Source organism: Sphingobium sp. B2, from assembly GCF_007693735.1.
Taxonomy (GTDB): domain Bacteria; phylum Pseudomonadota; class Alphaproteobacteria; order Sphingomonadales; family Sphingomonadaceae; genus Sphingobium; species Sphingobium xenophagum.
The window spans coordinates 480,694-504,002 of sequence record NZ_VDBZ01000001.1 but is presented as its reverse complement, the minus strand read 5'-3'; the positions used below and the strand labels follow the sequence as shown (position 1 = coordinate 504,002).

The window sequence follows — 23,309 nt, the reverse complement described above, 5'->3', positions numbered from 1 at the left end:
TTGTTGGGAAAGCATTCAGTCGCCCCCCTGACTTTGCGCACCATTCGCAATTACGGGGCCTTTCATGCATTTCTATCTCGCGACGTCATTCATTTTTCCGCGCTCGCTGCGCCTGCGCCTCTTCACCCTCTGTTTCATCGCCACCCATTTGCCGCTGCTGGGCTATTGTGGTTGGGGGCTAATGACCGGACGGATCGCGCTGACCGAATTTGTCCTGCTGACGCTGATGACGCTGTTTGGCACAGCGATCGCGCTGATTGGCATGGGGGCGTTGCTCAACCCCATTCATGCGCTGGCGGAGACGTTCAACGGCAAGGCGGATGCCGCGCTGCCGGAAGTCGGCGACGTGATCCAGACGCTCTATGCCGGGGTCCATCGCGCCGCCAGCACGACACGGGCGCAGATCGACGACCTGCATGTCGCCGCGCATGAAGACCCGCTAACGGGGGTTGCCAACCGGCGCGGCTTTCTGGCGCAGATCGACGCCCTGCCCCACGACCAGCGCCGCGGCTGTCTCGCGATCATCGACATTGATCATTTCAAGCAGGTCAACGACCAGCTGGGCCATGATGAGGGCGACCGGGTGCTGGCCGCCTTTGCCGACCGCCTGTCCGCGCAGTTGCGCCGCGTCGATCGGGTCGCGCGCTGGGGTGGCGAGGAATTTGTCGTCTTCTTTCATGGCGCGGCAGAGGATGAAGCCTGCTGGTCGCTGGCGCGTATCGCCAACCAGATGCGGCTGGACCCGATCGGCCGGATTCATGGCCGCCCGATCAGCTTTTCCGCCGGTCTGTCCCGATGGGCCGGGGATGCGGTGGACGGCGCATTGAGCGCGGCGGACACGGCGCTCTATGACGCCAAACAGTCGGGGCGCGACCGCATCTGTCGCGCGGGGCCGGTCGTGCAGATGGTGTGACGCCGTCTATTCGACGACGCGCGCGGTCCAGGTCGTGATCCAGTGCCAGGCGCCGCGACATTCGCCCATGCTGGTCGCCTCGATCAGGCGGAAGCGCTGACCGTCCCAGACATAGGCTTCGCTGCCGCCGCAATCGCCCAGGCCACGGCCCTTGGCGAAACTGTCCAGCCGGGACTTTTCCGGGCTCCAGCCGACATTGACCAGCATGGGATGGCCCGCCTCCTCGCTCCAGCCCGGCTTGAAATCGAAAGCGGCAAAGCGAAAGGATCGGCGGCCCGGAACGCCAGTGGCGATGACCGGCACGGACGAGAAATTATAGGCGCCCGATCCGCAGGGGACGAGGATGAGGGTTTCGGTCTTGGAAAGGCGTTGCAGGTCCGGGGTCTGATCGCTGCGCATGTCGTCGGTGCAGCCGGTATATTTGCCGAGCGCGGTCAATTCCTCACGCCACAGGGCGGCGGGCGCTGGACCGGCCGGGACGAGCGCGCGGCGAATGGCGGGTGCTACGGGCGCGGGCTTTACAGCCGTCGGGCCAAGCGTGCCGGTCGCGACCAATGCGGTCGTGGTCCCTGCCCGGCCCTGCCGCGCGTCCATATAGCGCAGCGCCGCGCCTGATCCGGCGAGCGAGGGACGGCCAAGCAGCCTGGCGCCCGCGCGCACCTCCATACTCGTGCCCCGCGCCATGGCGATGGCGAGCGCAGATGCCTGCGGCCCGCGGATCGTGGCTTCGCCGTCGCGGGCAATGGCGCTGGCGATCTTGCGGCCATCGACGGACAGGGTGACATCGGCCTGGCCCTTGCCCTCCCGGCTGATCCAGACTTCGGTCTGGGCATCGGGTCCGGCGGCGCGGACGATGCCGATCATCAACGGTATGTCGGGCAGATCGCCGCCTTCGGGCAACAGCGAGACCGCTTCGCATCGGTTGCGATTGTCGCAGCCGATCGTCCAGTCCTTATAGGTTTCCAACCGGCCCGGCTTTGGCGCCTGCGCCAACGCCATTGGCGATCCGAGCGAAACCGCCAGCGCGGCCGCGAAAACTGTCTTTGCCCCCATGGGGTTAACCATAATAGATTTATGGAGGCAGCGATAGAGTCAAACGTTGCGGGTGGATAATGACCGATCAGCGCAGGCTGAGCATCAGTCCCGCCAGCGCGGCGCTCATCAGGTTGGCGAGGCTGCCCGCGACCAGCGCCTTGAGGCCAAGTTTGGCGATCATCGGGCGCTGGTTGGGGGCGAGGTTGCCGGTCACCGCCATCTGGATCGCGATCGAGCTGAAATTGGCAAAGCCGCACAGGGCGAAGGTGACGATGGCGATGCTGGCCGGGGACAGCGCGCCCTGCACCTGGCCCAGATTGATATAGGCGACGAATTCGTTGAGCACGACCTTCGTGCCGAACAGGCCGCCTGCGACCTGCGCTTCCTCCCAAGGGATATTGAGCAGATACATGACCGGCGAAAAGACATAGCCCAGCAGTTGCTGGAAGCTGAGCGTCGGGTAGCCGAACATGCTGCCAATGCCGCCCAATATGCCGTTGGCCAGCGCCACCAGCGCGACGAAGGCCAGCACCATCGCGCCGACCGCGACGGCGAGTTTCACGCCGGTCTGCGCCCCTTGCGCGGCGGCCATGATGATGTTTGCGGGCTTTTCCTCGTCATGGCTAGCGACCGGCATGGGTTCGCCCGGCGTTCCTTCGGGCAGCAAGGCGGCAGGCCCTGCCCCGCTGATCCGGGTTTCGGGCAGATGAATGTCGGGATCGTCACCCAGCGGCAATTCGCCCTGCACCGGAAGCCGCGTGTCGGGCATCATGATCTTGGCCATTAGCAGCCCGCCGGGCGCGGCCATGAAGCTGGCGGCGAGGAGATAGTCGATCTTGATCCCCATGGAAGCGTATGCGGCGAGGATCGTGCCGGCAACGCCTGCCATGCCGCTGGTCATCACCGTGAACAATTGCGGCGGGGTGAGGCCCGCCAGATACGGGCGGATGACGAGCGGACTCTCGCTTTGCCCCACGAAGATATTGGCGGCGGCGCACAGGCTTTCCACCTTCGACACGCCGGTCACCGCCTCGATCGCGCCGCCAACCCAGCGGACGATGAACTGCATGACCCCCAGATAATAGAGGATCGACACGAGGCTGGCGAAGAAGATGATGACGGGCAGCGCAGCAATGGCGAAGCTGGCCCCGCCGATTTCGGGACTGGCAAGCGGGCCGAAGATGAAATTGGTGCCCGCCTGCGCATAGCCAAGAAGATTGGACACGCCCTTCGACATGCCCGCAATGACCGCGCGCCCGGCAGGAACATAGAGAACCATCAGGGCAATACCCGCCTGCAACAGGAAGGCCGCGCCGACGACGCGGAGCCGGATGGCGCGACGGTCGGACGACAGGGCAATGGCGATGGCAAGGATGAGCAGTATGCCCGCAAGACCGATGAGAAGATGCATGAAAGGCTTTCGCGGGAAGGATGTTGCGCGCGACTATATGAGCGGAGCGCGGGCATGGCCAGCCTGAGTTGAGGGATAGCTGTTCGTCCCGATCGCCCCGGTGGCAGCGAACATCCTCGCAATGCCTGGCAGATGGCGCACGGCGCCGGTGGGCGCGTCAGCCGTTTGCGTCGAACGCGAGCGACGACCAGGAGGACATGGCATCTACCGCCAGCGGCGAAAGGCGCACGGCGCGGCGCCGGCGGCTGTTGGGCGAGGTTTGATGTTCGTCCAGAAGGCCGCGCCTTTCCAGAACGCCGACTTGCCCGACGATGACGCTCATCGACAGGCGCGATTGTTCGCTCAGTTGCTCCAGCGTCAGCGCTTGTCCGTTCAGCCCGGACTGATAGAGGAGGAGCAGTATGTCCCAGGCGGGATCGCTGAACAGGTTCGGACCTAGCAGCGTGGCACGCGCGCGCCGAGCTTCGATATAGCGCGAAAGCGCGGCCAGATGGCCCTCCCCAGTGCCATCCAGAACCGCCGCATCCTCCTGCCGGGCATGCACATTGGAGAGACAGCGTTGCAGCGCGACGATCAGGTCGGCCGCCTCCTGGCTGGGGACGATGCTCTCAGGCGGAATATGCGCGGTCATGGAGCGACTTTCGATCAAGTTCGATGCCGATGATGGCAAACAGCATGAGGGGGATGATCCAGACCGTACTCAGCCCTTCATAGATGCGGTCTGAAAAACTTTGCAGCAGCAGGGTCGCGACATGGGACAGCACCGTCATCAATTGACAGGCGGAGACCCATACCGGCCAGTAGCGCTGGCTGTGCAGCATCAGCCAGAGCAATGCGACAAAGGTGAACAGGTCGACCGTCATCAGCCAATATTGCGTCGCCTGCCACGACCCGGCGAGTTGGGCGGGAATGGTGAGCAGCACCGCCGCCGCCGAAATGACAACGAAGCGCCGCCCGTCCCGCCCCCCAAAGGCCAGTGCGAAGGCGCAGGTTAAAAGCATCAAAAGCCAAAAAGAAGCCGCCAGCATTTGATCACCGTTGAGAGGGGGGAGAAATCAAACGTGTATCCAATGCCGACGGCTCCACCTGGTCAAGCGACCAGGGTCAGGTGGCGCTGCACATCGTCCTGAGCGGGCGCGTCCATTCCCAACGGGCATCCGAAGGCGGTGACTGCATGCTGGCTTTGTTCGATGCAACGGGTCAGCAGGGCCGTCGCGCGGATCATGTCGCTGCGCCCTTCGATAATCTTGGTCGCGCTTTCATGGATGCGCAGGATGATGCGCTGGCTTTCGGCGGCGGTAAGGCCTGAATCCTGAGCGGCAGCGAGAAAAGCGGTCGTGAGGTGCGCGGTATCGACCAGCGCGCCGTCCAGCGAGGCAAAAGCCTGCTTGGTCTGATCGGCGACGGCCTGGGTCTTTGCGGGATCAAGATTGAGCACAAGTCATCTCCTTCGCACGGCGCCATGCGAGGCGGTGCGTTTTCAGCGTGGCGATACAGGAAGGATCAGGCCAGTGCCTTGAAGGCCCCGGCAATGAGCAGCAGCAAAGTGACGACACCAACGCCGGTCAGTACGGCGGCGCGGATCATCGCCAATATGCGGCCATCGATACTCAGTTCATTGATCGATCCCCCTAGCGGTGGGCCGAAGGCGAGGATGCGTCGCAGGAACCCTTTTCGTTCCGTCTGCTCATCCGGCCTGTCCGGCTGAGCGATGGATGACGCAGGAGATGCATCGGACGCAAGCCGCTGCGATTGATGTATCAAAGGCTGATATGTGCCAGTTTGGGGCTGTGGTTGCTCAATCGAAACAAACAGGCGTGCTGCTTCCTTGCGGGACGGGACGCCGAACTTGCGCAAACTGGTGCGGACGCGCTGATCCACCGTATGTTCCGACACATGCAGCTGTCGCGCGATTTCCTTGGAATTGAAGCCCTGCGACACCAGCCGCAGGCACTGCTTTTCACCCTCGCTCAAGGCTGGCAGGGTTTCGGCCACTCCTTCGTTCCTCCTGCGTGGACGCTTTTGCCCGTCAACAAGCTACAGGCATCACAAGGTCCAGCCAAAGCATATCACACCCGCAAGGTTGCGATTCGGTTTGCGCTAGTGGCTAAAGTGACATGAGAGGGTAGTGATATGCAATCTAGTTACGTACGTAGGTACGTGGTCCCGACGATCAGGCGCGCGGTTTGCCATCCTGTTTCGCCTTGTGCGCGGCGAGCAGCGCATCAATCTCGACGATTCGCTGACGTTGGGGCGTGTCCTTGGCCAATCCCTTGAGGCGGCATTCGGCCCATAGAGCGCGGCGCTCGGACGTCAGGGCTTTGAGATAGAGGTCGGCCATGTTCCGGCTCCTTCAAAAATATGGGGGCGGAGCGTTGCCGCCCGCCCCCGTGCCGGTCTGGCCGGTCGGTCCCCCGCAAAGGGGGAGGCTTGATCAGGCTGCCTTGGACCGGCTCATGCGCTTGCGCTCGTTCGGATCGAGGTAGCGCTTGCGCAGGCGAATGGTCTTGGGCGTGACTTCGACCAGTTCATCGTCGTCGATATAGGCGATGGCCTGTTCCAGCGTCATCTTCCAGGGCGGCGTCAGGCGGACCGCGTCATCCTTGCCGCTGGCGCGGAAATTGGTGAGCGCCTTCGACTTCATCGGATTGACTTCCAGATCTTCGGTCTTGGCGTTCTGGCCGATGATCATGCCTTCATACAGCGCTTCCCCAACGCCCACCATCAGAATGCCGCGTTCTTCGAGCGGGCCCAGGGCGTAGGCATTGGCCTCGCCCGATCCGTTGGAGATCAAGACGCCATTCTTGCGGCCTTCGATCGGTCCCTTGTGCGGACCATATTTTTCGAAGAGCCGGTTCATGATGCCGGTGCCGCGCGTGTCCGACAGAAATTCGCCATGATAGCCGATCAGGCCGCGCGACGGGGCGGAGAAGGTGATGCGGGTCTTGCCGCCACCCGACGGGCGCATGTCGGTCATCTCCGCCTTGCGCAGATTCATCTTCTCGACAACCGTGCCGGAAAATTCATCGTCCACGTCGATCATGACGGTTTCATAAGGCTCGGTCCTGTTGCCGTCCTCGTCCGTGTCGAACAGCACGCGCGGGCGGCTGATCGACAGTTCAAACCCTTCGCGGCGCATCGTTTCGATCAGCACGCCAAGCTGAAGTTCGCCGCGGCCAGCCACTTCGAAACTGTCCTTGTCCTCCGATTCCGTCACCTTGATCGCGACGTTGGATTCGGCTTCGCGCTCCAGACGATCGCGGATCATGCGGCTCGTCACCTTGGAGCCTTCGCGGCCGGCCATGGGCGAATCATTGACGGCGAAGCGCATCGACAGGGTCGGCGGATCGATCGGCTGGGCCTGGATCGGCTCGGTCACGGAAACGTCGGCAATCGTGTTCGCCACGGTTGCGACCGCCAGCCCGGCAAGGCTGATAATGTCACCGGCCTGCGCTTCTTCGACAGGCACGCGATCGAGGCCGCGAAACGCCATGATCTTGGACGCGCGACCGGTTTCGATGATCTTGCCGTCCATGTCGAGCGCGTGAATTGCCTGGTTGGCGCGCACCTTGCCGCTGGTGACGCGGCCGGTCAGCACGCGGCCAAGAAAATTGTCGCGATCGAGCAGGGTCACCAGGAAGGTGAAGGGCGCATCGACGTCGAGCGCTGGCGGCGGCACATGGTCGACGATCTTCTGGAACAGCGGGGTCAGCGTACCTGAACGCATCGACGCATCTTCGTTGGCGTAGCCGTTGCGGCCCGACGCATAGAGGACGGGGAAATCAAGCTGCTCATCGGTCGCATCGAGCGACACGAACAGATCGAACACTTCGTCCAGCACTTCCTGAATCCGTTCGTCGGGGCGATCGACCTTGTTGACGACGACGATCGGCTTCAGGCCCAGCGCCAGCGCCTTGCCGGTGACGAACTTGGTCTGCGGCATCGCGCCTTCCGACGAATCGACCAGCAGGACGACGCCATCGACCATCGAGAGGATGCGTTCGACTTCACCGCCAAAGTCGGCGTGGCCGGGCGTGTCGACGATGTTGATGCGGGTGCCTTCCCATTCGACCGAGGTCGGCTTGGCCAGGATGGTGATGCCGCGCTCTTTTTCGAGATCGTTGCTGTCCATCGCCCGCTCTTCAACGCGCTGATTGTCGCGGAACGTGCCGGACTGGCGGAAAAGCTGATCGACGAGGGTGGTCTTGCCGTGATCGACGTGCGCGATGATCGCGATATTACGCAGGGACATGTCTTGCCTTTGGGATATGGGCTCCCCTGGCCGACACAAGGTCACACAGAGGCTTCGGGCGCGCCCCTACAGGAAATGATGCGTTGCGGCAAGGGCGCGTGGCAGGCGCGACATATGGCGCGCTTCCCACTGGACGGCACGGCCCCTATGTTTATCCTGCCGATTGCGCCTTGAAGCGCGGGTGTTCTATATCAATATGACACCAAGGGAGATATCATGGCCACGACCGCTACTGCGACGACGACATCCTCCAGCGATCCGTTCAACCTGACGCCGCCCGATCCGGTGCCTGTCGTGAGCGCGGAGCGGGCAGCGGGGCTGGTGCCGATCGATGCGGAGAAGAAATCCAAGCTGGACGAGAAGGTTGACGCCTTCATCGACGATCTTGTGGCGCAGGATTCCAATTCGCCCGCGTTCGGCGCGCGGGTCGACCAGTTGACCAATATGGGGCGCAAGGAAATTGCCGAGGCCGCGGGGCATAGCAACCGTTTCCTCGACCGGCCGGTGCGGGCGATGGACAGCGACAGCAAGGTCGGCGCGGACCTGGCCGAACTGCGCCGCACGGTCGAGGATCTGGACCCCGGCAAGCGCGGCAGCCTGACCAGCCGCAAAAAGCTGTTCGGCATCATTCCGTTCGGCAACAAGATGCGCGACTATTTCGACAGCTATAAAAGCGCGCAGAGCCACATCAATTCCATCCTGGGATCGCTGGCCAGCGGCAAGGACACGCTGATCAAGGACAATGCCGCGATCGATGTCGAGCGGCAGAATATGTGGGCGACAATGGGCCGTCTGGAACAGATGATCCATATCAGCAAGACGATGGACGCGCGGCTGGAAGCCAAGGCGCTGGAACTGGATTCGACCGACCCGACCAAGGCGAAGGCGATCCGCGAGAGCGCGCTGTTCTACATTCGCCAGCGCACGCAGGATCTGCTGACCCAGATGGCCGTGACGGTGCAAGGCTATCTGGCGCTCGATCTGGTGAAGAAGAATAATGTCGAACTGGTCAAGGGCGTCGACCGCGCGTCGACCACGACGGTCGCGGCGCTGCGCACCGCTGTGACGGTGGCGCAGGCGCTGGTGGGTCAGCGGCTGGTGCTGGAGCAGATCAGCGCGCTGAACACGACGACTGCGAACATGATCGATTCGACCAGCGAATTGCTCAAGAGCCAGACCGCCCAGATTCACGAGCAGGCCGCATCAAGCACGATCCCGATCGAGACGTTGCAGCGCGCGTTCCAGAATATCTACGACACGATGGACAATATCGACACGTTCAAGCTCAAGGCGCTGGAGAATATGAAAACGACGGTGACGACGCTGTCGAACGAGGTCGAAAAGTCCAAGGGCTATATCGCAAGGGCCGAGGGTCAGGCGCAGGCGTCGAAGGAAGCGCGGGCCGACAATCCCCTGCTGAGTGCGATCGAGGGATGAGGATGTTCACCAGCAACACCCGGTGGCCGTTATGAGCCGGTCCGATCGCGTGCTGGCCGATGCCGAAGCGGTGCTGCGGCGTCATAGCGAGCGCGGGCAGAGCCTGACCGCGCGGGCGCGACAGCGGCGCAATGCGGGGCTGATCCGCAAAGTCAAATATGCCTTCTGGGCGGTGCTGGCGGTGATATTGGGCAGCGCGGTCGCGGGCTTTGTCGTGCCGCTGGGGACGACCGGCGTGATGATCGCACTGGGGGTGGTGATCGCTGCATTGTTGCTGATCGGCCTGCTGCCGACGGAAACCCGCGTGCGGACCGAGGCACTGGCGGAAACGCCGCTCACCGCCCTGCCGCTCCAGACCGAAATCTGGCTGGAAAATCAGCGCAAGGCACTGCCGGCCCCAGCAGCAACACTGGTCGACAGTATCGGCACGAAGCTGGAGATATTGTCGCCACAACTGGAAAAGCTGGGACCGCAAGACCCCGCGGCCCTGGAAGTTCGCAGGCTGCTGGCGGATCATCTGCCCGAACTGGTGACAGGCTATCAGTCGATCCCGCAGCCGTTGCGGCGGGAGGAACGCAATGGCCGGGTGCCCGAAAAGCAGTTGGTCGAGGGGCTGGCGGTAATCGACGCGGAGATCGGGCGGATGAGCGAGAGCCTGGCCAGCGGCGATCTGGACAAGCTGGCGACGCAAAACCGCTTTCTGGAACTGAAATATCAGGAGGCGAAGGAATTGGGGCAATAGCCCGATCCTTTCCCGGATGATCCACTTAACCCTTATCATCGTCGATTTCCTGACCGGGTTGCTGGCGGCAGGCGCGTGGGCGCTGGCGTCCGCAGGCGGTGCGATCGCGGCGGTGGTGGGCAGCGGGATATTGGGGGTTTCGTTATTCCGGCGCTGGCGGCGCAGGGACTAAAGGCCGTTTACAAGGCCGGCCACCATGGCGTCGGACAAGGCGATGTCGAAATGCACGCCGAAACGCTTGGCGCGGACCCATACGACATGGGCGACGACCATGATCCCTTTCGTCTCTATCATGACGCGATCCCCGGTGGACGGCGGACGATCGCAATGGGCAAGCGCGCCGGTTGTCGAGAGATCCAATATATGCGCGCGCAGCGGCATACCGCGCAGGTGCAGCACCACCGGCTCGAACATCTTGTGCCGCGCGGCGATGCGGGGTTTGGTCCCGGAGGGGGCGAGCGATGCATGGTCCGTCATGATGGGAATCTCCCCGACACCGTCATATTGCAGTTGCGAGCAACAGCCAATCACCAGAAAGGATCAGGGCGGCGTTAACCCTAATTTTCGCTGCGATAGGCGCATGTGACGATACTGGACGGGTCGGGCCGAGCCGCGATGCGGCGGAAACGGGCGAAATAGCCCCCTGCGCTCGGCTTGGGGATGACCTCTTCCAATCGGAAGCCCATTGCCGTCAGTTCGCAGGCAAGCAGGCGCGGCGGCGTGCCATGCTGTTCGGTCGGCCTGTTGGAATCGACGACGATCAGTTCGCCATCCTTTTTCAGCGCCGGGCTGAGGTGCCAGAGAAAGGCATAAGGTTCGGCAATCTCATGATACATATGCACCATCAAGATGCGGTCGAAGCTGTTGACCGGCAGGCGGGGATCTTCGGGCGCGCCCAGCTTCACGCTGACATTGTCCAGCTTTTCGCGTGTGATGCGGCGCGACAGCGCCTCGATCACTTCCGGCATGATATCCTCTGCCAGCACCCGCCCGTTCTTGCCGACACGGGCCGACAGCCGCACGGTATAATAGCCCTCGCCCGCGCCAATATCCGCGACGGTCATGCCGGGACGGATTCCGGCGCGGTCCATAATATCCTCCGCCTCATTCACCCGGTCGCGGGCCTCCTCGCTCGACCAGCGGGTCGACACGATCGGGGCCACCGGGCGGTCCGCGAGCGGGAAAGGCGCGGCAGCGGGGGAACGCTCCGTTTCGTTACCGGGCGACAGGCGGTCGCAGGCGGTGAGCAAGGCAAGCACGCCCGCCAGAACCGCCCGCATCCTCATGTCAGTCGACATCCTCGACATCGACCTTTTCGCCGGTCACCTTCTGGCTGAGCGCTGCGGCCATGAAGGGATCAAGCGCGCCGTCCAGCACGTCGTCGGGCGCGGTCGAGGTGACCCCGGTGCGCAGATCCTTCACCAGCTGATAGGGTTGCAACACATAGGAACGGATCTGGTGGCCCCAGCCAATCTCCGTCTTGGCGGCATATTCGCCAGCCGTCACGGCTTCGCGCTTGGCCAGTTCCGCTTCGTAGAGGCGCGCCTTGAGCATGTTCATCGCGGTTGCGCGGTTCTTGTGCTGCGAACGGTCATTCTGCGACGCGACGATGATGCCGGACGGGATATGGGTGATGCGGACGGCCGAATCGGTCGTGTTGACATGCTGCCCGCCCGCGCCTGACGCGCGATAGGTGTCGATCTTGAGGTCGGATTCCTTGACTTCAATGTCGATATCATCGTCGATCACGGGATAGACCCAGACCGACGAGAAGCTGGTATGGCGGCGCGCGGCGCTGTCATAGGGGCTGATGCGGACCAGGCGATGGACGCCGCTTTCGGTCTTGGCATAGCCATAGGCATTCTCGCCCTTGATCAGGAAGGTCGCGGACTTGATGCCCGCCTGATCGCCCGCCTGATAATCGACCAGTTCGACCTTGTAACCGCGCCGTTCGGCCCAGCGGCGATACATGCGGCTGAGGATTTCGGCCCAGTCCTGGCTTTCGGTACCGCCAGCACCGGCATGGATTTCCAGATAGGTGTCGCTGCCATCGGCCTCGCCAGACAGCAGCGCCCTGATCTTGTCCTCGTCCGCGCGGTCGGCCAGCGCCTTCAGCGCCGCGATGGCTTCGGACACCATGTCCTCGTCACCTTCGGCTTCCGCCATTTCGATCAGTTCGGCAGTGTCGGACTTTTCCGATGCAATGGCACGGGTCGCGCCGATGGCGCTGTCCAGCCTGGTCCGCTCCCGCATGACCTCCTGCGCCAGCTTGGCATTGTCCCACAAGGTCGGATCCTCGACGCGCGCGTTCAACTCGTCAAGGCGGCGCAGCGCACGGTCCCAGTCGAGCGACTGGCGCAGCAGGGCAAGCGCGGCGTCGATGCGGTCAATATATTGCAGCGCTTCGGCGCGCATGGGTGGTCTCCAGATATGCAGATGCGTCGACTGAGGAACGCCTTAAACGCCTGCCCCTATCCGAGGCCTGCCAATTTGGGAAGATCAATCCTCCCCTGACGGGGGAGGTGGCGGACCCAAGGTCCGTCGGAGGGGTAGCTCTCCCCGCGCCTGGGCGATGATGTGGAGCACAACCGCCTCCAGATCACGCAGGACATCGGCGGCGGGGATGCGGACCACCTTGATCCCCTCGCCCACCAACCAAGCATCGCGCACGGCGTCACGTTTGGGCTGGTCGCCGCGCCCATGAATCTCGCCATCGACCTCAATCGCAAGCCGGTGTCGTGGGCAGAAGAAGTCCAAAACGTAAATGCCTGCGGGATGCTGACGGCGGAAGCGAAGATTAGCCGGGCGCGCGCGCAGTGGCTGCCAGAGCAAGACTTCGGGCAAAGTCATGGTATGGCGAAGCGTTCGGGCGCGGCGTTGCGTGTCTTTCGGGCCGTGGAGCATGGCCGCACCCTACCCCTCCGTCTGGCCTGCGACCAGCTACCTTCCCTGCCAGGGGAGGAATTTCACAGATAGTCCCGAAGCCACATCATGCGGCCATCGCAAAAATATCCGACTTTGGTATCAGTTAGTTCAGCAGAAAGTCGGCCTGTCAAACCTCAATAAATCCCGCCCTGATCGGACAGGAATTCGCTGTCGGTGCGCGCTCTGGTGCGGCTGGCGGCGCGGGTGGCGGCGACCTTGGCTTGTTCCTCAGCCTCTTCCTTGCGGATCGTGCGGCGGGGTTCGGATTCGGGTTTGAAGGCTTCCCAGATGACCGCCGCCTTGGGTTCGCTGGTCGGCCAGGCGCCGTACACGCGCTTGCCCGACCGCCGGTCGATCGCGACCATGCGGATGCCCGCAGGAGCGATGAAGGGCGTCTTTGGCATGGTTTCCAGGATCGGGGCCATCGCCGCCTTCCAGATCGGCGCGGCGATGCGGCCGCCCTGCGCCCAGCCGCCAAGGCTGCGCGGCTGATCATAGCCGATATAGACGCCAGCGACGAGATCGGGCGATCCGCCGACGAACCAGACATTGGTCGGGCCGTTCGTGGTGCCGGTCTTGCCGAAGAGCGGACGCTTAAGGTCGGCCAGTAGGGTGGCAGTGCCGCGCTGGACAACGCCTTCGGCGATGTGGACGACCTGATAGGCGGTCATCGGGTTCATCACCTGCTTGCCCTCAAAACCGAAGCGCGGCATCGGCTTGCCATCCCAATTGGCCATGTTGCAGCCATCGCAGGCGCGCCAGCGTTCGGGCCAGATGACCTTGCCACGCCGGTCCTGCACATAATCCATCACGCGCGAGGGGAATTGCCGCCCCTGATTGGCGAGCGCCGCATAAGCATTGACCATGCGTTCGACCGTGGTTTCACCCGCGCCCAGCGCGAAGGACAGATAGGGTTGATAGTCGCCAATCCCCATGCCCTTGATGGTGCGGACGACCCGCTCCATGCCCGTCTGGCTGGCGGCCCGCACGGTCATCAGGTTGCGCGACTGTTCGACGCCCCAGCGCATCGTCTGCGGTCCGGCGCTGCCGCCGGAGAAATTGCGAAAGCATTTCTGGCCAAGGCCCGCGCCCTGATAGACGCACAGCGGCCCATCGACGATGATCGAAGCGGGGGTCATGCCGCTGTCGAGCGCGGCGGCATAGACGAAGGGCTTGATGGTCGAACCGGGCTGGCGCAGCGCCTGGGTGGCACGGTTGTAGGAGGACAGGCGCGAATCAAAGCCGCCCTGCATCGCGCGGATGCGGCCCGAATGAACCTCCTCCACCATCATGCCGCCCGACACTTCGGGAATGGAACGCAGCGCCCAGTTCGATCCATTGCGCGCAACGACGATCAGGTCGCCGGGCTTCATTGCAGAGAAGGCCGGACCACCTGTCTTGCGATAGGGGCTCTGCGCGGCGCTGGCGGGGAGAGTGCCCGTGCTGCCGTCGGCAAAGCCAAGCTGCGCGTCGGTCGATGTGCGGCTGACGATGACGGCGACGCGCCAATCCGCATAATCGACGTCGATATAGCTGGCGGCCAGTTCCCGCTCCCAGCCATTGTCTATCTTGATATGACCGACCGGGCCGGACCAGCCGCGCCCGGCGTCGAAACGCAACAGCCCGCCGCGCAGCGCATTCTTGGTGCTTTCCTGCACCACCGGATCATAGGGGCTGCGGACCCACAGGCCACCGGCATAGACGCTGTTGGGACCATCGCTCGCCTTTTCGCCGAACAGGCTGATCAGGCGGCGGCGCACTTCTTCCATATAATAGCCGCCTGCCCGCGCGTCGAAGCCGGAGCCGTGCGCGGCAACGGTGCCGAGCGGCTGGGCAACGGCCGCGTCGCGCTGTGCAGGGGTGATCCAATTATTCTTCACCATTTCGCCCAGCGCCCAGTTACGCCGTTCGATCGCGCGGGCATGGCCGGTCGCGCTTTCGGGGCGGTAATTGGCCGGCCCCTTGGGCAGGATCGACAGATAGGCCATTTCGTGGAGCTTGAGGTCCGCGACGTCCTTGTCGAAATAGGCGCGCGCGGCAGCCTGTACGCCATAGGCGTTTCGACCCAGAAATATCTGGTTGAGATAGAGTTCGAGGATTTGCTGCTTGGTCAGCACATTTTCCATGCGCCACGCCAGGATCATCTCCTTCACCTTGCGCGTGGGCGAATATTCGTCGCCGATCAGCAGATTCTTGGCCACCTGCTGCGTAATGGTCGATCCGCCGCGGGCGCGCTGGCCGGACCCCAATTTGCTGGCATAATCAAGCACGGCCCCAGCAAAACCGGGGAAGTCGACGCCATGATGGTCAAAGAATGTCTTGTCCTCCGCCGCCAGATAGGCGTGGATCAGTTGCGGGGGATAATCGCTGAATTGCAACTGGACGCGCCGTTCGCGGGCATAGCTGTGAACCGGCTGGCCATTAATGTCGCGCACGATGGTAGGCAGCGGCGGCTCATATTCCAGCAGCGTCGCCGCGTCGGGCAAGCCGCGCGCGAAGATCAGCCAGAACAGCGCGCAAAAGAGCAGGAAGCCGCCCAGCAAGATCGCGCTCCAGCGAAACAGGCGGCGCTGCCAGAGCGGGCGCAGACGATCCAGCACGCCCCCTGCGTCGCGACGCAGGCGATAGGCAAAGGACGATGCGGGCGGATTGGAACGGGCCTCTTCCATGACGGATCAGGCTCTAAGGTCAAATTGCCGCCAAGGCCAGCGCAGATCGTCGAACCTGCCCCCCTTCCCCGCCAGCGACGCGTTTTGGCGCGGTCAGCCCCCGGCCGCGCCGCCGTGCATCGCAAGCTTGCGGGCGAAGTGAACCTCGATCGCGCGGGCGACGCCGCGGGCGATTTTCTGCTGCCCCTCGCGCGAGGCGAGAAAGGCCGCGTCCTCGGCATTGCTGATATAGCCGGTTTCAAACAGGACCGATGGCGTATCGGGCGCCTTTAGCACCATTAGAGAAGCAAAACGGTGATAGGCGCTGCGGAAGGGCACATAAGGCGATGCTTCGCGCTGGAGCAGGCGCGCGAAATTGGCCGAGATGTTCATCGATTCGCGCTGGGTCAGGTCGATGAGGATCGAGGAGACGTCGCCCGACTGGCCGCCAAGGTTCACGCCATTGATGATGTCCGCCTTATTCTCCCGCGCCGCCAGACGCGCCGCTTCGCGATCGGAAGCGGTTTCGGACAATGTATAGACGGTCGCTCCATGCGCGTCGGCATTTTCCGCTGCGTCGGCATGGATCGAAATGAACAGGTCTGCGCCCAGCTTGCGGGCGATGCCATAGCGTTCCTGAAGCACGAGATATTTGTCATCGTCGCGCGTCAGCGCCACGCGCACGCGGCCCGACTTGACCAACTGGTCGCGGATCGCCTGGGCGATGGCTAGCGTCACATCCTTTTCCCGCTTGCCATTGTCCTTGTTGATCGCGCCCGGATCATGGCCGCCATGGCCCGCATCGATCACGATCAGGGGGCGGGCGCCGTCACGCGCGCCCTCGATCGGCGGCAGCGCGACGCCGCGCGCCATGGACGGGATCGGCACGGTGATCGAATGGAGCCGCTTTCGCGGCCGGGCGCTCATATTGGCGGGCGCGTCGAAATTGGTGCGGCCCCTACCCACCGCCGTGCGAAAGACGCTGTCGGTCGCGCCCTTGAGCGAGAAGCTGAGCGATTTGCCATCGGGCGCGATCTGCGCATCGCCCAGCGTCGCCGGGCTGGCGAGATCGAGAACGACGCGGGCGGTGCTTTCGCTCAACTGGCCCTGACGCACTGCGGCGATCGTGCCATTGCCGGGGGCGAACTGGCCGCGACTGATCTGCGCGCCGCTGATGTCGAGCGCGATACGGCGTGGCGTATCGAGCAGGAAGGCTGACGCGCCATCGACCCGATCGTCGAAACGAACAATGACGCGATCGTCGCGTACATCGACGGCATAAATGCCGCCGGCGCTGCCGGGCGCCGCCATCGTCAGAGTGCTTGCAAGGGCAAGGCTTTGTAACATGCGCCGCTTGTGCATCGCATGGATGCGGGCCGTCCAGCCAAATGTCATGCGCTTATCCGTTCAGCGTCCCCACGCTAAACCCCGGATTAAGCAAAGCCTGTTGTGGCTCCGTAAAATGAGAGGGTTAACGGGATTTTCAGCACGAGCGGCGATACGGGTGCTGGTTTGGAACGGGCTTTGCTCCGCCCATTTTTGAACAGACGCGAACACGACATAATATTTCAGGCAGCCGTTGCCCCGTGGGTCTTTGACTGCTACCCATTCATATTCCCGCAAGACTAGCCTGTTTCACGGTGGCGATGCGGGGAAACAAGAGCGGCATCGGCGCGCACCCTGCGCGCCACAGGATGCCAGTAACAGGTTGACGCTGCATGAGGCATGAATTCCATTCCACGCTTGCCCCGGTAACGGGCGATGCGGCGTGGATGGTCCGGCCCGGCGAATTGTCCGGCCCTGCCGACGCAGCAGACGCGCAATATTTCCTTCAAACCTGGACGATGTCGCAACCTGCGCCCCTTTCGGCGCGCACGCGGCCGTCCCTTCACTATCGCGTGGCGGCGCGGCCAAGTGCCGCAGCCCGTCCACGCCGGAGACTATTACATGACAATGCGTATGCTGATCGATGCGCGCCACCGGGAAGAAACCCGTGTCGCGGTCGTCAAGGGTAACCGGATCGAGGAATTCGACTTCGAGTCCGCTGAGCACAAGCAGCTCAAGGGCAATATCTATCTGGCCAAGGTAACGCGGGTCGAGCCTTCGTTGCAGGCCGCCTTCGTCGATTATGGCGGCAACCGTCACGGCTTCCTCGCTTTCAGCGAAATTCATCCCGACTATTATCAGATCCCGCGTGAGGACCGCGAAGCGCTGTTGCGCGAAGAACGCGCCCATGCCGAGGAAGAGGCTGCGCTGCGCGCCGATCTGGACGATGAAGATGACGAGGACGGCGAAGGCGGCAGCGTCGAAACCGTCGAGGCGACCCATCATCATGATGATGACGATGCGCATGACGAGCAGGAGAGCGGCGAACAGGCCGAAGGCGAAGGCGGGCGCGGCAATGGTCGCGGGCGTGGCCGTAGCCGGGGTGGCGACGATGCCGCCGACGAACTGCGCCGCAAGCGGATGGCGCTGCGCCGCCGCTACAAGATTCAGGACGTCATCAAGCGCCGCCAGGTGCTGCTGGTCCAGGTCGTCAAGGAAGAGCGCGGCAACAAGGGCGCGGCGCTGACCAGCTATTTGTCGCTGGCCGGTCGTTACTGCGTGCTGATGCCCAACACGTCGCACGGCGGCGGCATTTCGCGCAAGATCAGCAATGCGGCGGACCGCAAGCGGTTGAAGTCGATCATCGCCGACATGGCGCTGCCCTCGTCGATGGGCTGCATCGTGCGGACTGCCGGCCTTCAGCGCACCAAGGTCGAGATCAAGCGCGACTTCGACTATCTCGCCCGGCTGTGGGACGAAATCCGCGAAAATACGATGAAGTCGGCCGCCCCGGCGCTGATCCACAATGACAGCGACCTGATCAAGCGGGCGATCCGCGATATCTACAACAAGGATATTGAGGAAGTCATTGTCGAGGGCGAGCATGGTTACAAGGCCGCCAAGGACTTCATGCGCCTGCTGATGCCCAGCCATGCGCGCAAGGTGAAGGGCTATGCCGACCCGGTATCGCTGTTCCAGCGCGCCGGTGTCGAGGATCAGCTGGCCGCCATGTACAACCCGGTCGTGCAGCTGAAATCGGGCGGCTATCTGGTCATCAACCCGACCGAAGCTCTGGTGTCGATCGACATCAACTCCGGCCGGTCGACCCGCGAGCATGGCATCGAGCAGACCGCCGTTGCGACCAATCTGGAAGCGGCGCGCGAGATTGCGCGTCAGTTGCGCCTGCGCGACATGGCTGGTCTGGTCGTCATCGACTTCATCGACATGGAGGTGAACTCCAACATCCGCAAGGTCGAGAAGGCGATGAAGGAAGCGCTGAAGGACGATCGCGCGCGCATTCAGGTCGGCCGGATTTCGGGCTTTGGCCTGATGGAAATGAGCCGCCAGCGCCTGCGCACCGGCGTGCTGGAAGCGTCGACCCGCCAGTGTCCGCATTGCGAAGGCACCGGCCTGGTCCGCACCGCATCGTCGGCGGGCCTGTCCGCGCTGCGCATGCTGGAAGAGGAAGCGGCGCGGGGTCGCGGCAGCATCATCACGCTGCGCGCCAGCCAGGAAGCCGCCTTCTACGTCCTCAACAACAAGCGTCGCGAACTGGACGAGATCGAGCAGCGCTACGGCGTCAGCATCATCGTCCTGCCCGATGGCGAGGTGGAGGGCGCACGCATGTCGGTCGAGCCGAGCGGCCCGCGCCCCGAACGCGTCGTGACCTATGCGCCGATGGATCAGGATGACGACGAACTCGACCTGATCGAGGAAGAAGAGGAAGAAGAAGAGCCGCAAGCCGAGGAAGAGGAAGAGGCCGCCGCCGAGCGCGACCGTTCCGAGCGGGGCGACCGGGGCGAGGATCGCGATGGCAACCGCCGTCGCCGTCGCCGCCGTCGCCGTCGTGGCGGCCAGCGCGATGAAAATCGCGTCGAGGGCGAAGCTGCGGACGAGGCCGGTGAGGCACAGGAAGTGGGCGCCGATGAAGCGGACGAGGACAGTGATGGCGAGGCGGAAGCCGCCGTCACCCCCGTCGAAGCCGAGGAAGAAGGCGCTGCCCGTCGTCGTGGCCGCCGTGGTCGCCGTGGCGGTCGCCGTCGTCGTGAAGGCGGTGAAGCGGCAACCGATGCGAACGTGGAAACCGCCGAGGCGGTGACCGAGGACGCACCTGTCGCCGAAGACGCCGTGGCCCAAGAGGCTGCGGTCGAGGAAGCGCCCGCCGAGGAAGCGCCCAAGACCCGTCGTCGCCCCCGCGCCCGCAAGCCCAAGGCCGACAGCGCGCCCGCAACCCAAGCCGTCGCCGAGGACGCGCCCGCCGAGGTTGCAGCCGAAGCTCCGGTAGAGGTCGTGGCCGAAAAGGCGCCAGCCAAGCCCCGCCGTGGTCGGCGCACCAAGGCGCAGATTGAGGCTGATGCCGCTGCGGCGGAAGCGGCCGCGGCCCAGGCGCCGGTTGCCGAAGAAGCCCCTGCCAAGCCCAAGCGCACCCGTCGCAAGAAGGCCGATGTCGCAGCGGAAGCCGAAGCGGCCGCGCCTGCCGTCGAGGCACCGGCTCCGGCCGAGGAAGCGCCTGCCGCCGAGCCTGTCGCGGCGGAGAGCGAATCCGAAGGCGTCAATGACGATGGCACGCCGCGTCGCGGCTGGTGGCAGCGTACGTTCGGCCAATAAAAGCCGGATCGCTCGCCCATGAACAAGCGCCGCTGCTTATCCGGTCATGCCCGGTCGGCAGCGGCGTTTTTCGTTTGGCGCGCCGCTTCACCGGCGGTTCATGGCCTGCATGGCATGGGCGGCGCGTGATGGTCCGATTGATCCGATGGCTTGCCCTTCTGCTGGGCGTGTTCATGCTGATGGCGCGCCCGGCGCTGGCGCAGAGCATCTTGCGCGATGCCGAGACAGAGGCGTTCATGGCAGACATGTCCGCGCCGCTCGTCAAGGCGGCGGGCATGGCCCCGCGCAATGTCCAGGTGCTGGTCATCAACGATCCCGAAATCAACGCCTTCGTCGCTGGCGGCCAATATGTGTGGGTGCATAGCGGGCTGATCGCGCAAGCCGACAATGTGAACCAGTTGCAGGGCGTGGTGGCGCATGAACTGGGCCATATAGAGGGCGGCCATATCGTCCGCTTTGGCGAAGGGATTCGCGAAGCGACCGGCGTGACGTTGCTCAGCCTGGTGCTGGGGGCCGCCGCCATCGCAGCGGGCGGCGCGGAAGCGGGCATGGGGATTATGGGCCTCGGCCAGCAGGCGGCGATGTCCAAATTCCTGGCTTTTTCGCGCGGTCAGGAAAGCTCCGCCGATCTGGCGGGCGCGCGCTATCTGAGCACGGCGGGCATCAGCGGCCGGGGAAGCCTGGAATTCTTCAAGAAGCTGCAAAATCAGGAATATCGCCTCGCGATACCGCAGGACAACAGCTATGGCCGCACCCATCCCCTGTCGGGGGAACGCATCAATGTGCTGCGCGAGGTCTATACGGTCGATCCAGCGTGGGACAAGCCGGTCGACAAGGCGCTGGAGGCACGGTTCGAGCGGATCAAGGCCAAGCTGGTCGGCTTCGTGTCGGAACCCACCCAGACCCTGATCAAATATCCCGAAAGCGACCAGTCGATCCCGGCGCATTATGCCAGGGCCTATGCCTGGCACAAAAGCGCCTATCCGCAACGCGCGCTCTATGAAGCCGACGCACTGCTGGCGGCGATGCCCGACGATCCCTATTTTCTGGAGCTGAAAGGCCAGATATTGCTGGAAAGCGGCCGCCCCAAGGACGCGATTGCACCGCTGCGGGAAGCGGTGCGGCTGACCAACCAGCCGCTGATTTCCGTGCTGCTGGCCCATGCGCTGATCGCGACCGAGGATGAGGCGAATTTTGCCGAGGCCGAGCAGGTTTTGCGGCTGGCGGTGGCCCGCGATCGGGAAAATCCCTTCGCCTGGTATCAGTTGGGCGTCGTCTATGAGCGGCGGGGCGATACGCCACGCGCGGCTCTGGCGACGGCAGAGCGATACGCGATGATGGGCCAGCATCCGATGGCGCTGCGCAGTGCGGATGCGGCGATGCAGGGGTTGAAGCCGGGCACGGTTGACTATCTGCGGGCGCAGGATATCGCGATGGTATCGCGCGCCGCGATCGAGCAGCAGCGGAAGAAACGATAAAATGACGCAGCACAACCGGCCGACATTCCGCACGGCCCTTTCCAACAGGATGATCCAGATGACCCTTGGCGCTTTCGCCTTTATCGCGGCAGCCGCCGGGACCGCTCTGGCCGTGCAGGCCCCCGCCGCCGTGACCACCACGGACAAGAGCGCGATCGAAAAGATCGTTCATGACTATATATTGGAGCATCCCGAAATCATCCCGCAGGCAATCGAGAGATTGCAGGCGAAACGCATGTCCAGCACGATCGCGGACAATCGCATGGCGCTGGAAAAACCCTATGCCGGGGCGTGGGAAGGCGCGGCCAATGCCGATGTCACCGTGGTCGAATTTTTCGACTATGCCTGCGGTTATTGCCGTGCGTCGCTGCCGGATCTTGCCAAGCTGGTGGGGTCGGACGCCAAGGTGAAGATCGTCTATCGCGAACTGCCGATCCTGTCGGAAGAAAGCAGCGACGCGGCCAAAGTATCGCTGCTGGCGGCCGAGCGCGGCCAATATATGGCCTATCACAAGGCGCTCTATGGCGCTGGAAAGGTCACGCGCGACACGATCGTCGCGGCGGCGGCGAAGGCCGGCATCAGCAAGGCGGACGCGGAAGCGGCGATGGCGTCGAGCAAATATGACGCCGAAATCCAGTCCAACATCGCGCTCGCCCAGAAATTGCAGGCGAGCGGCACGCCAACCTTCGTCATCGGCGATCAGGTGCTGAATGGCGCGGTCGGTTTCGACGCGCTGAAGAGTGGCGTGGCGGCGGCGCGGGGTAAGTAATGGGCCATCCTCCCCTTTAAGGGGAGGTGGATGGCCGTAGGCCAGACGGAGGGGTGTCGCGCTATCGAGAGGGTGATACCCCTCCACCACTGGCTACGCCAGCGGTCCCCCTCCCCTTGCAGGGGAGGATTTCGGTTCCGCAAGATCGGGCTTCGCCCCATTGACTTCCCACCCCCATTTGCCTATCGGACGCCCCCTGACCATGCGGCCGCTGCTTTGGCGGCCCTTTTTTGTCACGCCCGATTCTCTAGTTGTTTTTTGAGGAATGAACGATGAAGCGCACTTTTCAGCCGAGCAATCTGGTTCGGAAGCGCCGTCACGGTTATCGCGCCCGCATGGCGACCCCCGGCGGCCGCAACATCATCCGCGCCCGTCGTGCGCGCGGCCGCAAGAGCCTGAGCGCCTGATCGAAGGGCCGCCTTCGGCTGCGCCTGCCATCATGGGCAAGCGGGCCGATTTCCTGGCGGCCAATCGCGGCAAGCGCGCACCCATGCCGGGATTCGTCCTGCTGGTGCGCGACCGCGACGATGGCGATCCGGCGATGCGATTCGGCATCACGGTCACCAAAAAGATTGGCGGCGCCGTCATCCGTAACCGGATGAAGCGCCGCTTTCGCGTTCTCGCACGGGAATTGCTGCCGCTGCATGGCTATGCCGGTGCCGACCATGTGCTGATTGGCCGCGATGGCGGCAAGGAACGCGATTTCGCCTTGCTGCGCACCGAGCTGGAAAAGGCGCTGCGTAAGATTGCGCGCGCGCCGCAGGCCGGTGACGCGCCGCCGCGCCATGGCGCGCGGGCCGGTCATGGTCGGGGCAAAGGCAAGGTCGGCGCATGATGGCCCGCCTGCTCATCCTGATCGCGCGCTTCTGGCAGATCGGCCCTTCGCGCATCCTGCCCCCTTCCTGCCGCTATGCCCCATCCTGTTCGGAATATGCGATCCAGGCCGTGCGCAAATATGGCGCGATCAAGGGTAGCTGGCTGGCAGGGAAGCGGCTAATGCGATGCCACCCATGGGGCGGTTCGGGCTACGACCCGGTCCCCTGACA

24 protein-coding genes are annotated in these 23,309 nt (G+C 63.7%); 10 read left to right on the top strand and 14 right to left on the bottom strand.

All coding sequences use genetic code 11. The features are described from left to right. Positions 1 to 64 precede the first annotated feature (64 nt). Positions 65 to 913: a GGDEF domain-containing protein gene (locus FE851_RS02530; RefSeq protein WP_145199578.1), complete on the top strand. Its 849-nt coding sequence runs from the start codon at positions 65 to 67 to the stop codon at positions 911 to 913. A gap of 6 nt (positions 914 to 919) precedes the next feature. Here the strand turns inward: FE851_RS02530 and FE851_RS02525 are convergent, their stop codons facing one another. From FE851_RS02525 to typA, 8 genes are all read right to left on the bottom strand, one after another. Next, the gene (locus tag FE851_RS02525) at positions 920 to 1,966 is read right to left on the bottom strand and encodes a DUF1176 domain-containing protein (RefSeq protein ID WP_130752405.1); all 1,047 of its coding nucleotides are present in this window, start codon (positions 1,964 to 1,966) and stop codon (positions 920 to 922) included. Between the two features lie 67 nt (positions 1,967 to 2,033). Next, the gene (locus tag FE851_RS02520) at positions 2,034 to 3,359 is read right to left on the bottom strand and encodes a NupC/NupG family nucleoside CNT transporter (protein WP_145199575.1); all 1,326 of its coding nucleotides are present in this window, start codon (positions 3,357 to 3,359) and stop codon (positions 2,034 to 2,036) included. Positions 3,360 to 3,516: 157 nt separating this feature from the next. Then, positions 3,517 to 3,990 carry a hypothetical protein gene (locus tag FE851_RS02515; protein ID WP_019053514.1) on the bottom strand — a complete coding sequence of 158 codons (474 nt, stop codon included), beginning with the start codon at positions 3,988 to 3,990 and terminating at the stop codon, positions 3,517 to 3,519. Next, on the bottom strand, positions 3,968 to 4,360 hold the full coding sequence (locus FE851_RS02510) for a hypothetical protein (RefSeq protein ID WP_145204036.1): 393 nt from the start codon (positions 4,358 to 4,360) through the stop codon (positions 3,968 to 3,970). The genes FE851_RS02515 and FE851_RS02510 overlap by 23 nt, the downstream gene beginning before the upstream one ends. 89 nt (positions 4,361 to 4,449) lie before the next feature. Then, the gene (locus FE851_RS02505; RefSeq protein WP_017181441.1) at positions 4,450 to 4,797 is read right to left on the bottom strand and encodes a hypothetical protein; all 348 of its coding nucleotides are present in this window, start codon (positions 4,795 to 4,797) and stop codon (positions 4,450 to 4,452) included. Positions 4,798 to 4,862: 65 nt separating this feature from the next. Next, complete coding sequence (locus tag FE851_RS02500) at positions 4,863 to 5,354, bottom strand: response regulator transcription factor (RefSeq protein ID WP_017181442.1); 492 nt, start codon at positions 5,352 to 5,354, stop codon at positions 4,863 to 4,865. A gap of 178 nt (positions 5,355 to 5,532) precedes the next feature. After that, a complete protein-coding gene (locus FE851_RS25970; protein ID WP_019053516.1) occupies positions 5,533 to 5,700 on the bottom strand; it encodes a hypothetical protein in 168 nt (55 codons plus the stop codon). 93 nt (positions 5,701 to 5,793) lie between these two features. Next, the gene (typA, locus tag FE851_RS02495) at positions 5,794 to 7,611 is read right to left on the bottom strand and encodes a translational GTPase TypA (RefSeq protein WP_017181444.1); all 1,818 of its coding nucleotides are present in this window, start codon (positions 7,609 to 7,611) and stop codon (positions 5,794 to 5,796) included. A gap of 216 nt (positions 7,612 to 7,827) precedes the next feature. On the opposite strand from typA, the gene FE851_RS02490 reads away from it, so the two are divergent. From FE851_RS02490 to FE851_RS25965, 3 genes are read left to right on the top strand one after another with little or no spacing between them, the layout of a single operon-like run. Beyond that, positions 7,828 to 9,048 carry a toxic anion resistance protein gene (locus FE851_RS02490; protein ID WP_145199572.1) on the top strand — a complete coding sequence of 407 codons (1,221 nt, stop codon included), beginning with the start codon at positions 7,828 to 7,830 and terminating at the stop codon, positions 9,046 to 9,048. A gap of 31 nt (positions 9,049 to 9,079) precedes the next feature. Beyond that, entirely contained in the window at positions 9,080 to 9,790 is a 711-nt protein-coding gene (locus FE851_RS02485) for a hypothetical protein (protein WP_145199569.1), read from the top strand. Positions 9,791 to 9,806: 16 nt separating this feature from the next. Then, positions 9,807 to 9,962, top strand: a complete 156-nt coding sequence (locus FE851_RS25965; protein ID WP_017181447.1) for a hypothetical protein — start codon at positions 9,807 to 9,809, stop codon at positions 9,960 to 9,962. Here FE851_RS25965 and FE851_RS02480 read toward each other — a convergent pair. The 6 genes from FE851_RS02480 to FE851_RS02455 all read right to left on the bottom strand — a co-directional run bounded on the left by FE851_RS02480 (position 9,959) and on the right by FE851_RS02455 (position 16,758). Continuing rightward, positions 9,959 to 10,267 carry a PilZ domain-containing protein gene (locus tag FE851_RS02480; RefSeq protein WP_145199566.1) on the bottom strand — a complete coding sequence of 103 codons (309 nt, stop codon included), beginning with the start codon at positions 10,265 to 10,267 and terminating at the stop codon, positions 9,959 to 9,961. The two genes, FE851_RS25965 and FE851_RS02480, sit on opposite strands and share 4 nt — an antisense overlap. Before the next feature lie 80 nt (positions 10,268 to 10,347). Then, complete coding sequence (locus FE851_RS02475; protein ID WP_409994469.1) at positions 10,348 to 11,076, bottom strand: class I SAM-dependent methyltransferase; 729 nt, start codon at positions 11,074 to 11,076, stop codon at positions 10,348 to 10,350. Position 11,077: 1 nt separating this feature from the next. Then, positions 11,078 to 12,205 carry a peptide chain release factor 2 gene (prfB, locus tag FE851_RS02470; RefSeq protein ID WP_145199564.1) on the bottom strand — a complete coding sequence of 376 codons (1,128 nt, stop codon included), beginning with the start codon at positions 12,203 to 12,205 and terminating at the stop codon, positions 11,078 to 11,080. A gap of 84 nt (positions 12,206 to 12,289) precedes the next feature. Next, positions 12,290 to 12,640, bottom strand: a complete 351-nt coding sequence (locus tag FE851_RS02465) for an endonuclease domain-containing protein (RefSeq protein WP_315850615.1) — start codon at positions 12,638 to 12,640, stop codon at positions 12,290 to 12,292. Positions 12,641 to 12,849: 209 nt separating this feature from the next. Beyond that, positions 12,850 to 15,384 carry a penicillin-binding protein 1A gene (locus FE851_RS02460; protein ID WP_145199558.1) on the bottom strand — a complete coding sequence of 845 codons (2,535 nt, stop codon included), beginning with the start codon at positions 15,382 to 15,384 and terminating at the stop codon, positions 12,850 to 12,852. Between the two features lie 93 nt (positions 15,385 to 15,477). Continuing rightward, the gene (locus tag FE851_RS02455) at positions 15,478 to 16,758 is read right to left on the bottom strand and encodes an N-acetylmuramoyl-L-alanine amidase (protein ID WP_145199556.1); all 1,281 of its coding nucleotides are present in this window, start codon (positions 16,756 to 16,758) and stop codon (positions 15,478 to 15,480) included. A 552-nt stretch (positions 16,759 to 17,310) separates the two neighbouring features. On the opposite strand from FE851_RS02455, the gene FE851_RS02450 reads away from it, so the two are divergent. The 6 genes from FE851_RS02450 to yidD all read left to right on the top strand — a co-directional run bounded on the left by FE851_RS02450 (position 17,311) and on the right by yidD (position 23,307). Further along, positions 17,311 to 20,016 (top strand): ribonuclease E/G, encoded by a 2,706-nt coding sequence (locus tag FE851_RS02450; protein ID WP_409994468.1) that lies wholly within the window; start codon positions 17,311 to 17,313, stop codon positions 20,014 to 20,016. Between the two features lie 128 nt (positions 20,017 to 20,144). Further along, on the top strand, positions 20,145 to 21,494 hold the full coding sequence (locus FE851_RS02445; protein WP_145199553.1) for a M48 family metalloprotease: 1,350 nt from the start codon (positions 20,145 to 20,147) through the stop codon (positions 21,492 to 21,494). 1 nt (position 21,495) lies between these two features. Then, a complete protein-coding gene (locus FE851_RS02440) occupies positions 21,496 to 22,263 on the top strand; it encodes a DsbA family protein (protein WP_145199529.1) in 768 nt (255 codons plus the stop codon). A 272-nt stretch (positions 22,264 to 22,535) separates the two neighbouring features. Continuing rightward, positions 22,536 to 22,670, top strand: a complete 135-nt coding sequence (gene rpmH / locus FE851_RS02435) for a 50S ribosomal protein L34 (protein ID WP_006959075.1) — start codon at positions 22,536 to 22,538, stop codon at positions 22,668 to 22,670. A 32-nt stretch (positions 22,671 to 22,702) separates the two neighbouring features. Continuing rightward, a complete protein-coding gene (gene rnpA / locus FE851_RS02430; protein WP_026149781.1) occupies positions 22,703 to 23,098 on the top strand; it encodes a ribonuclease P protein component in 396 nt (131 codons plus the stop codon). After that, positions 23,095 to 23,307 (top strand): membrane protein insertion efficiency factor YidD, encoded by a 213-nt coding sequence (yidD, locus tag FE851_RS02425; protein ID WP_017181459.1) that lies wholly within the window; start codon positions 23,095 to 23,097, stop codon positions 23,305 to 23,307. The genes rnpA and yidD overlap by 4 nt, the downstream gene beginning before the upstream one ends. The last annotated feature ends 2 nt before the right edge of the window (positions 23,308 to 23,309 follow it).

Bases quoted from the DNA above. Each gene is read 5' to 3' on its own strand.
- FE851_RS02530 (WP_145199578.1), top strand. From the start codon at position 65: ATGCATTTCTATCTCGCGACGTCATTCATTTTTCCGCGCTCGCTGCGC.
- FE851_RS02525 (WP_130752405.1), bottom strand. From the start codon at position 1,966: ATGGGGGCAAAGACAGTTTTCGCGGCCGCGCTGGCGGTTTCGCTCGGA.
- FE851_RS02520 (WP_145199575.1), bottom strand. From the start codon at position 3,359: ATGCATCTTCTCATCGGTCTTGCGGGCATACTGCTCATCCTTGCCATC.
- FE851_RS02515 (WP_019053514.1), bottom strand. From the start codon at position 3,990: ATGACCGCGCATATTCCGCCTGAGAGCATCGTCCCCAGCCAGGAGGCG.
- FE851_RS02510 (WP_145204036.1), bottom strand. From the start codon at position 4,360: ATGCTTTTAACCTGCGCCTTCGCACTGGCCTTTGGGGGGCGGGACGGG.
- FE851_RS25970 (WP_019053516.1), bottom strand. From the start codon at position 5,700: ATGGCCGACCTCTATCTCAAAGCCCTGACGTCCGAGCGCCGCGCTCTA.
- typA (WP_017181444.1), bottom strand. From the start codon at position 7,611: ATGTCCCTGCGTAATATCGCGATCATCGCGCACGTCGATCACGGCAAG.
- FE851_RS02490 (WP_145199572.1), top strand. From the start codon at position 7,828: ATGGCCACGACCGCTACTGCGACGACGACATCCTCCAGCGATCCGTTC.
- FE851_RS02485 (WP_145199569.1), top strand. From the start codon at position 9,080: ATGAGCCGGTCCGATCGCGTGCTGGCCGATGCCGAAGCGGTGCTGCGG.
- FE851_RS25965 (WP_017181447.1), top strand. From the start codon at position 9,807: ATGATCCACTTAACCCTTATCATCGTCGATTTCCTGACCGGGTTGCTG.
- FE851_RS02480 (WP_145199566.1), bottom strand. From the start codon at position 10,267: ATGACGGACCATGCATCGCTCGCCCCCTCCGGGACCAAACCCCGCATC.
- FE851_RS02475 (WP_409994469.1), bottom strand. From the start codon at position 11,076: ATGAGGATGCGGGCGGTTCTGGCGGGCGTGCTTGCCTTGCTCACCGCC.
- prfB (WP_145199564.1), bottom strand. From the start codon at position 12,205: ATGCGCGCCGAAGCGCTGCAATATATTGACCGCATCGACGCCGCGCTT.
- FE851_RS02465 (WP_315850615.1), bottom strand. From the start codon at position 12,640: ATGACTTTGCCCGAAGTCTTGCTCTGGCAGCCACTGCGCGCGCGCCCG.
- FE851_RS02460 (WP_145199558.1), bottom strand. From the start codon at position 15,384: ATGGAAGAGGCCCGTTCCAATCCGCCCGCATCGTCCTTTGCCTATCGC.
- FE851_RS02455 (WP_145199556.1), bottom strand. From the start codon at position 16,758: ATGACATTTGGCTGGACGGCCCGCATCCATGCGATGCACAAGCGGCGC.
- FE851_RS02450 (WP_409994468.1), top strand. From the start codon at position 17,311: ATGACAATGCGTATGCTGATCGATGCGCGCCACCGGGAAGAAACCCGT.
- FE851_RS02445 (WP_145199553.1), top strand. From the start codon at position 20,145: ATGGTCCGATTGATCCGATGGCTTGCCCTTCTGCTGGGCGTGTTCATG.
- FE851_RS02440 (WP_145199529.1), top strand. From the start codon at position 21,496: ATGACGCAGCACAACCGGCCGACATTCCGCACGGCCCTTTCCAACAGG.
- rpmH (WP_006959075.1), top strand. From the start codon at position 22,536: ATGAAGCGCACTTTTCAGCCGAGCAATCTGGTTCGGAAGCGCCGTCAC.
- rnpA (WP_026149781.1), top strand. From the start codon at position 22,703: ATGGGCAAGCGGGCCGATTTCCTGGCGGCCAATCGCGGCAAGCGCGCA.
- yidD (WP_017181459.1), top strand. From the start codon at position 23,095: ATGATGGCCCGCCTGCTCATCCTGATCGCGCGCTTCTGGCAGATCGGC.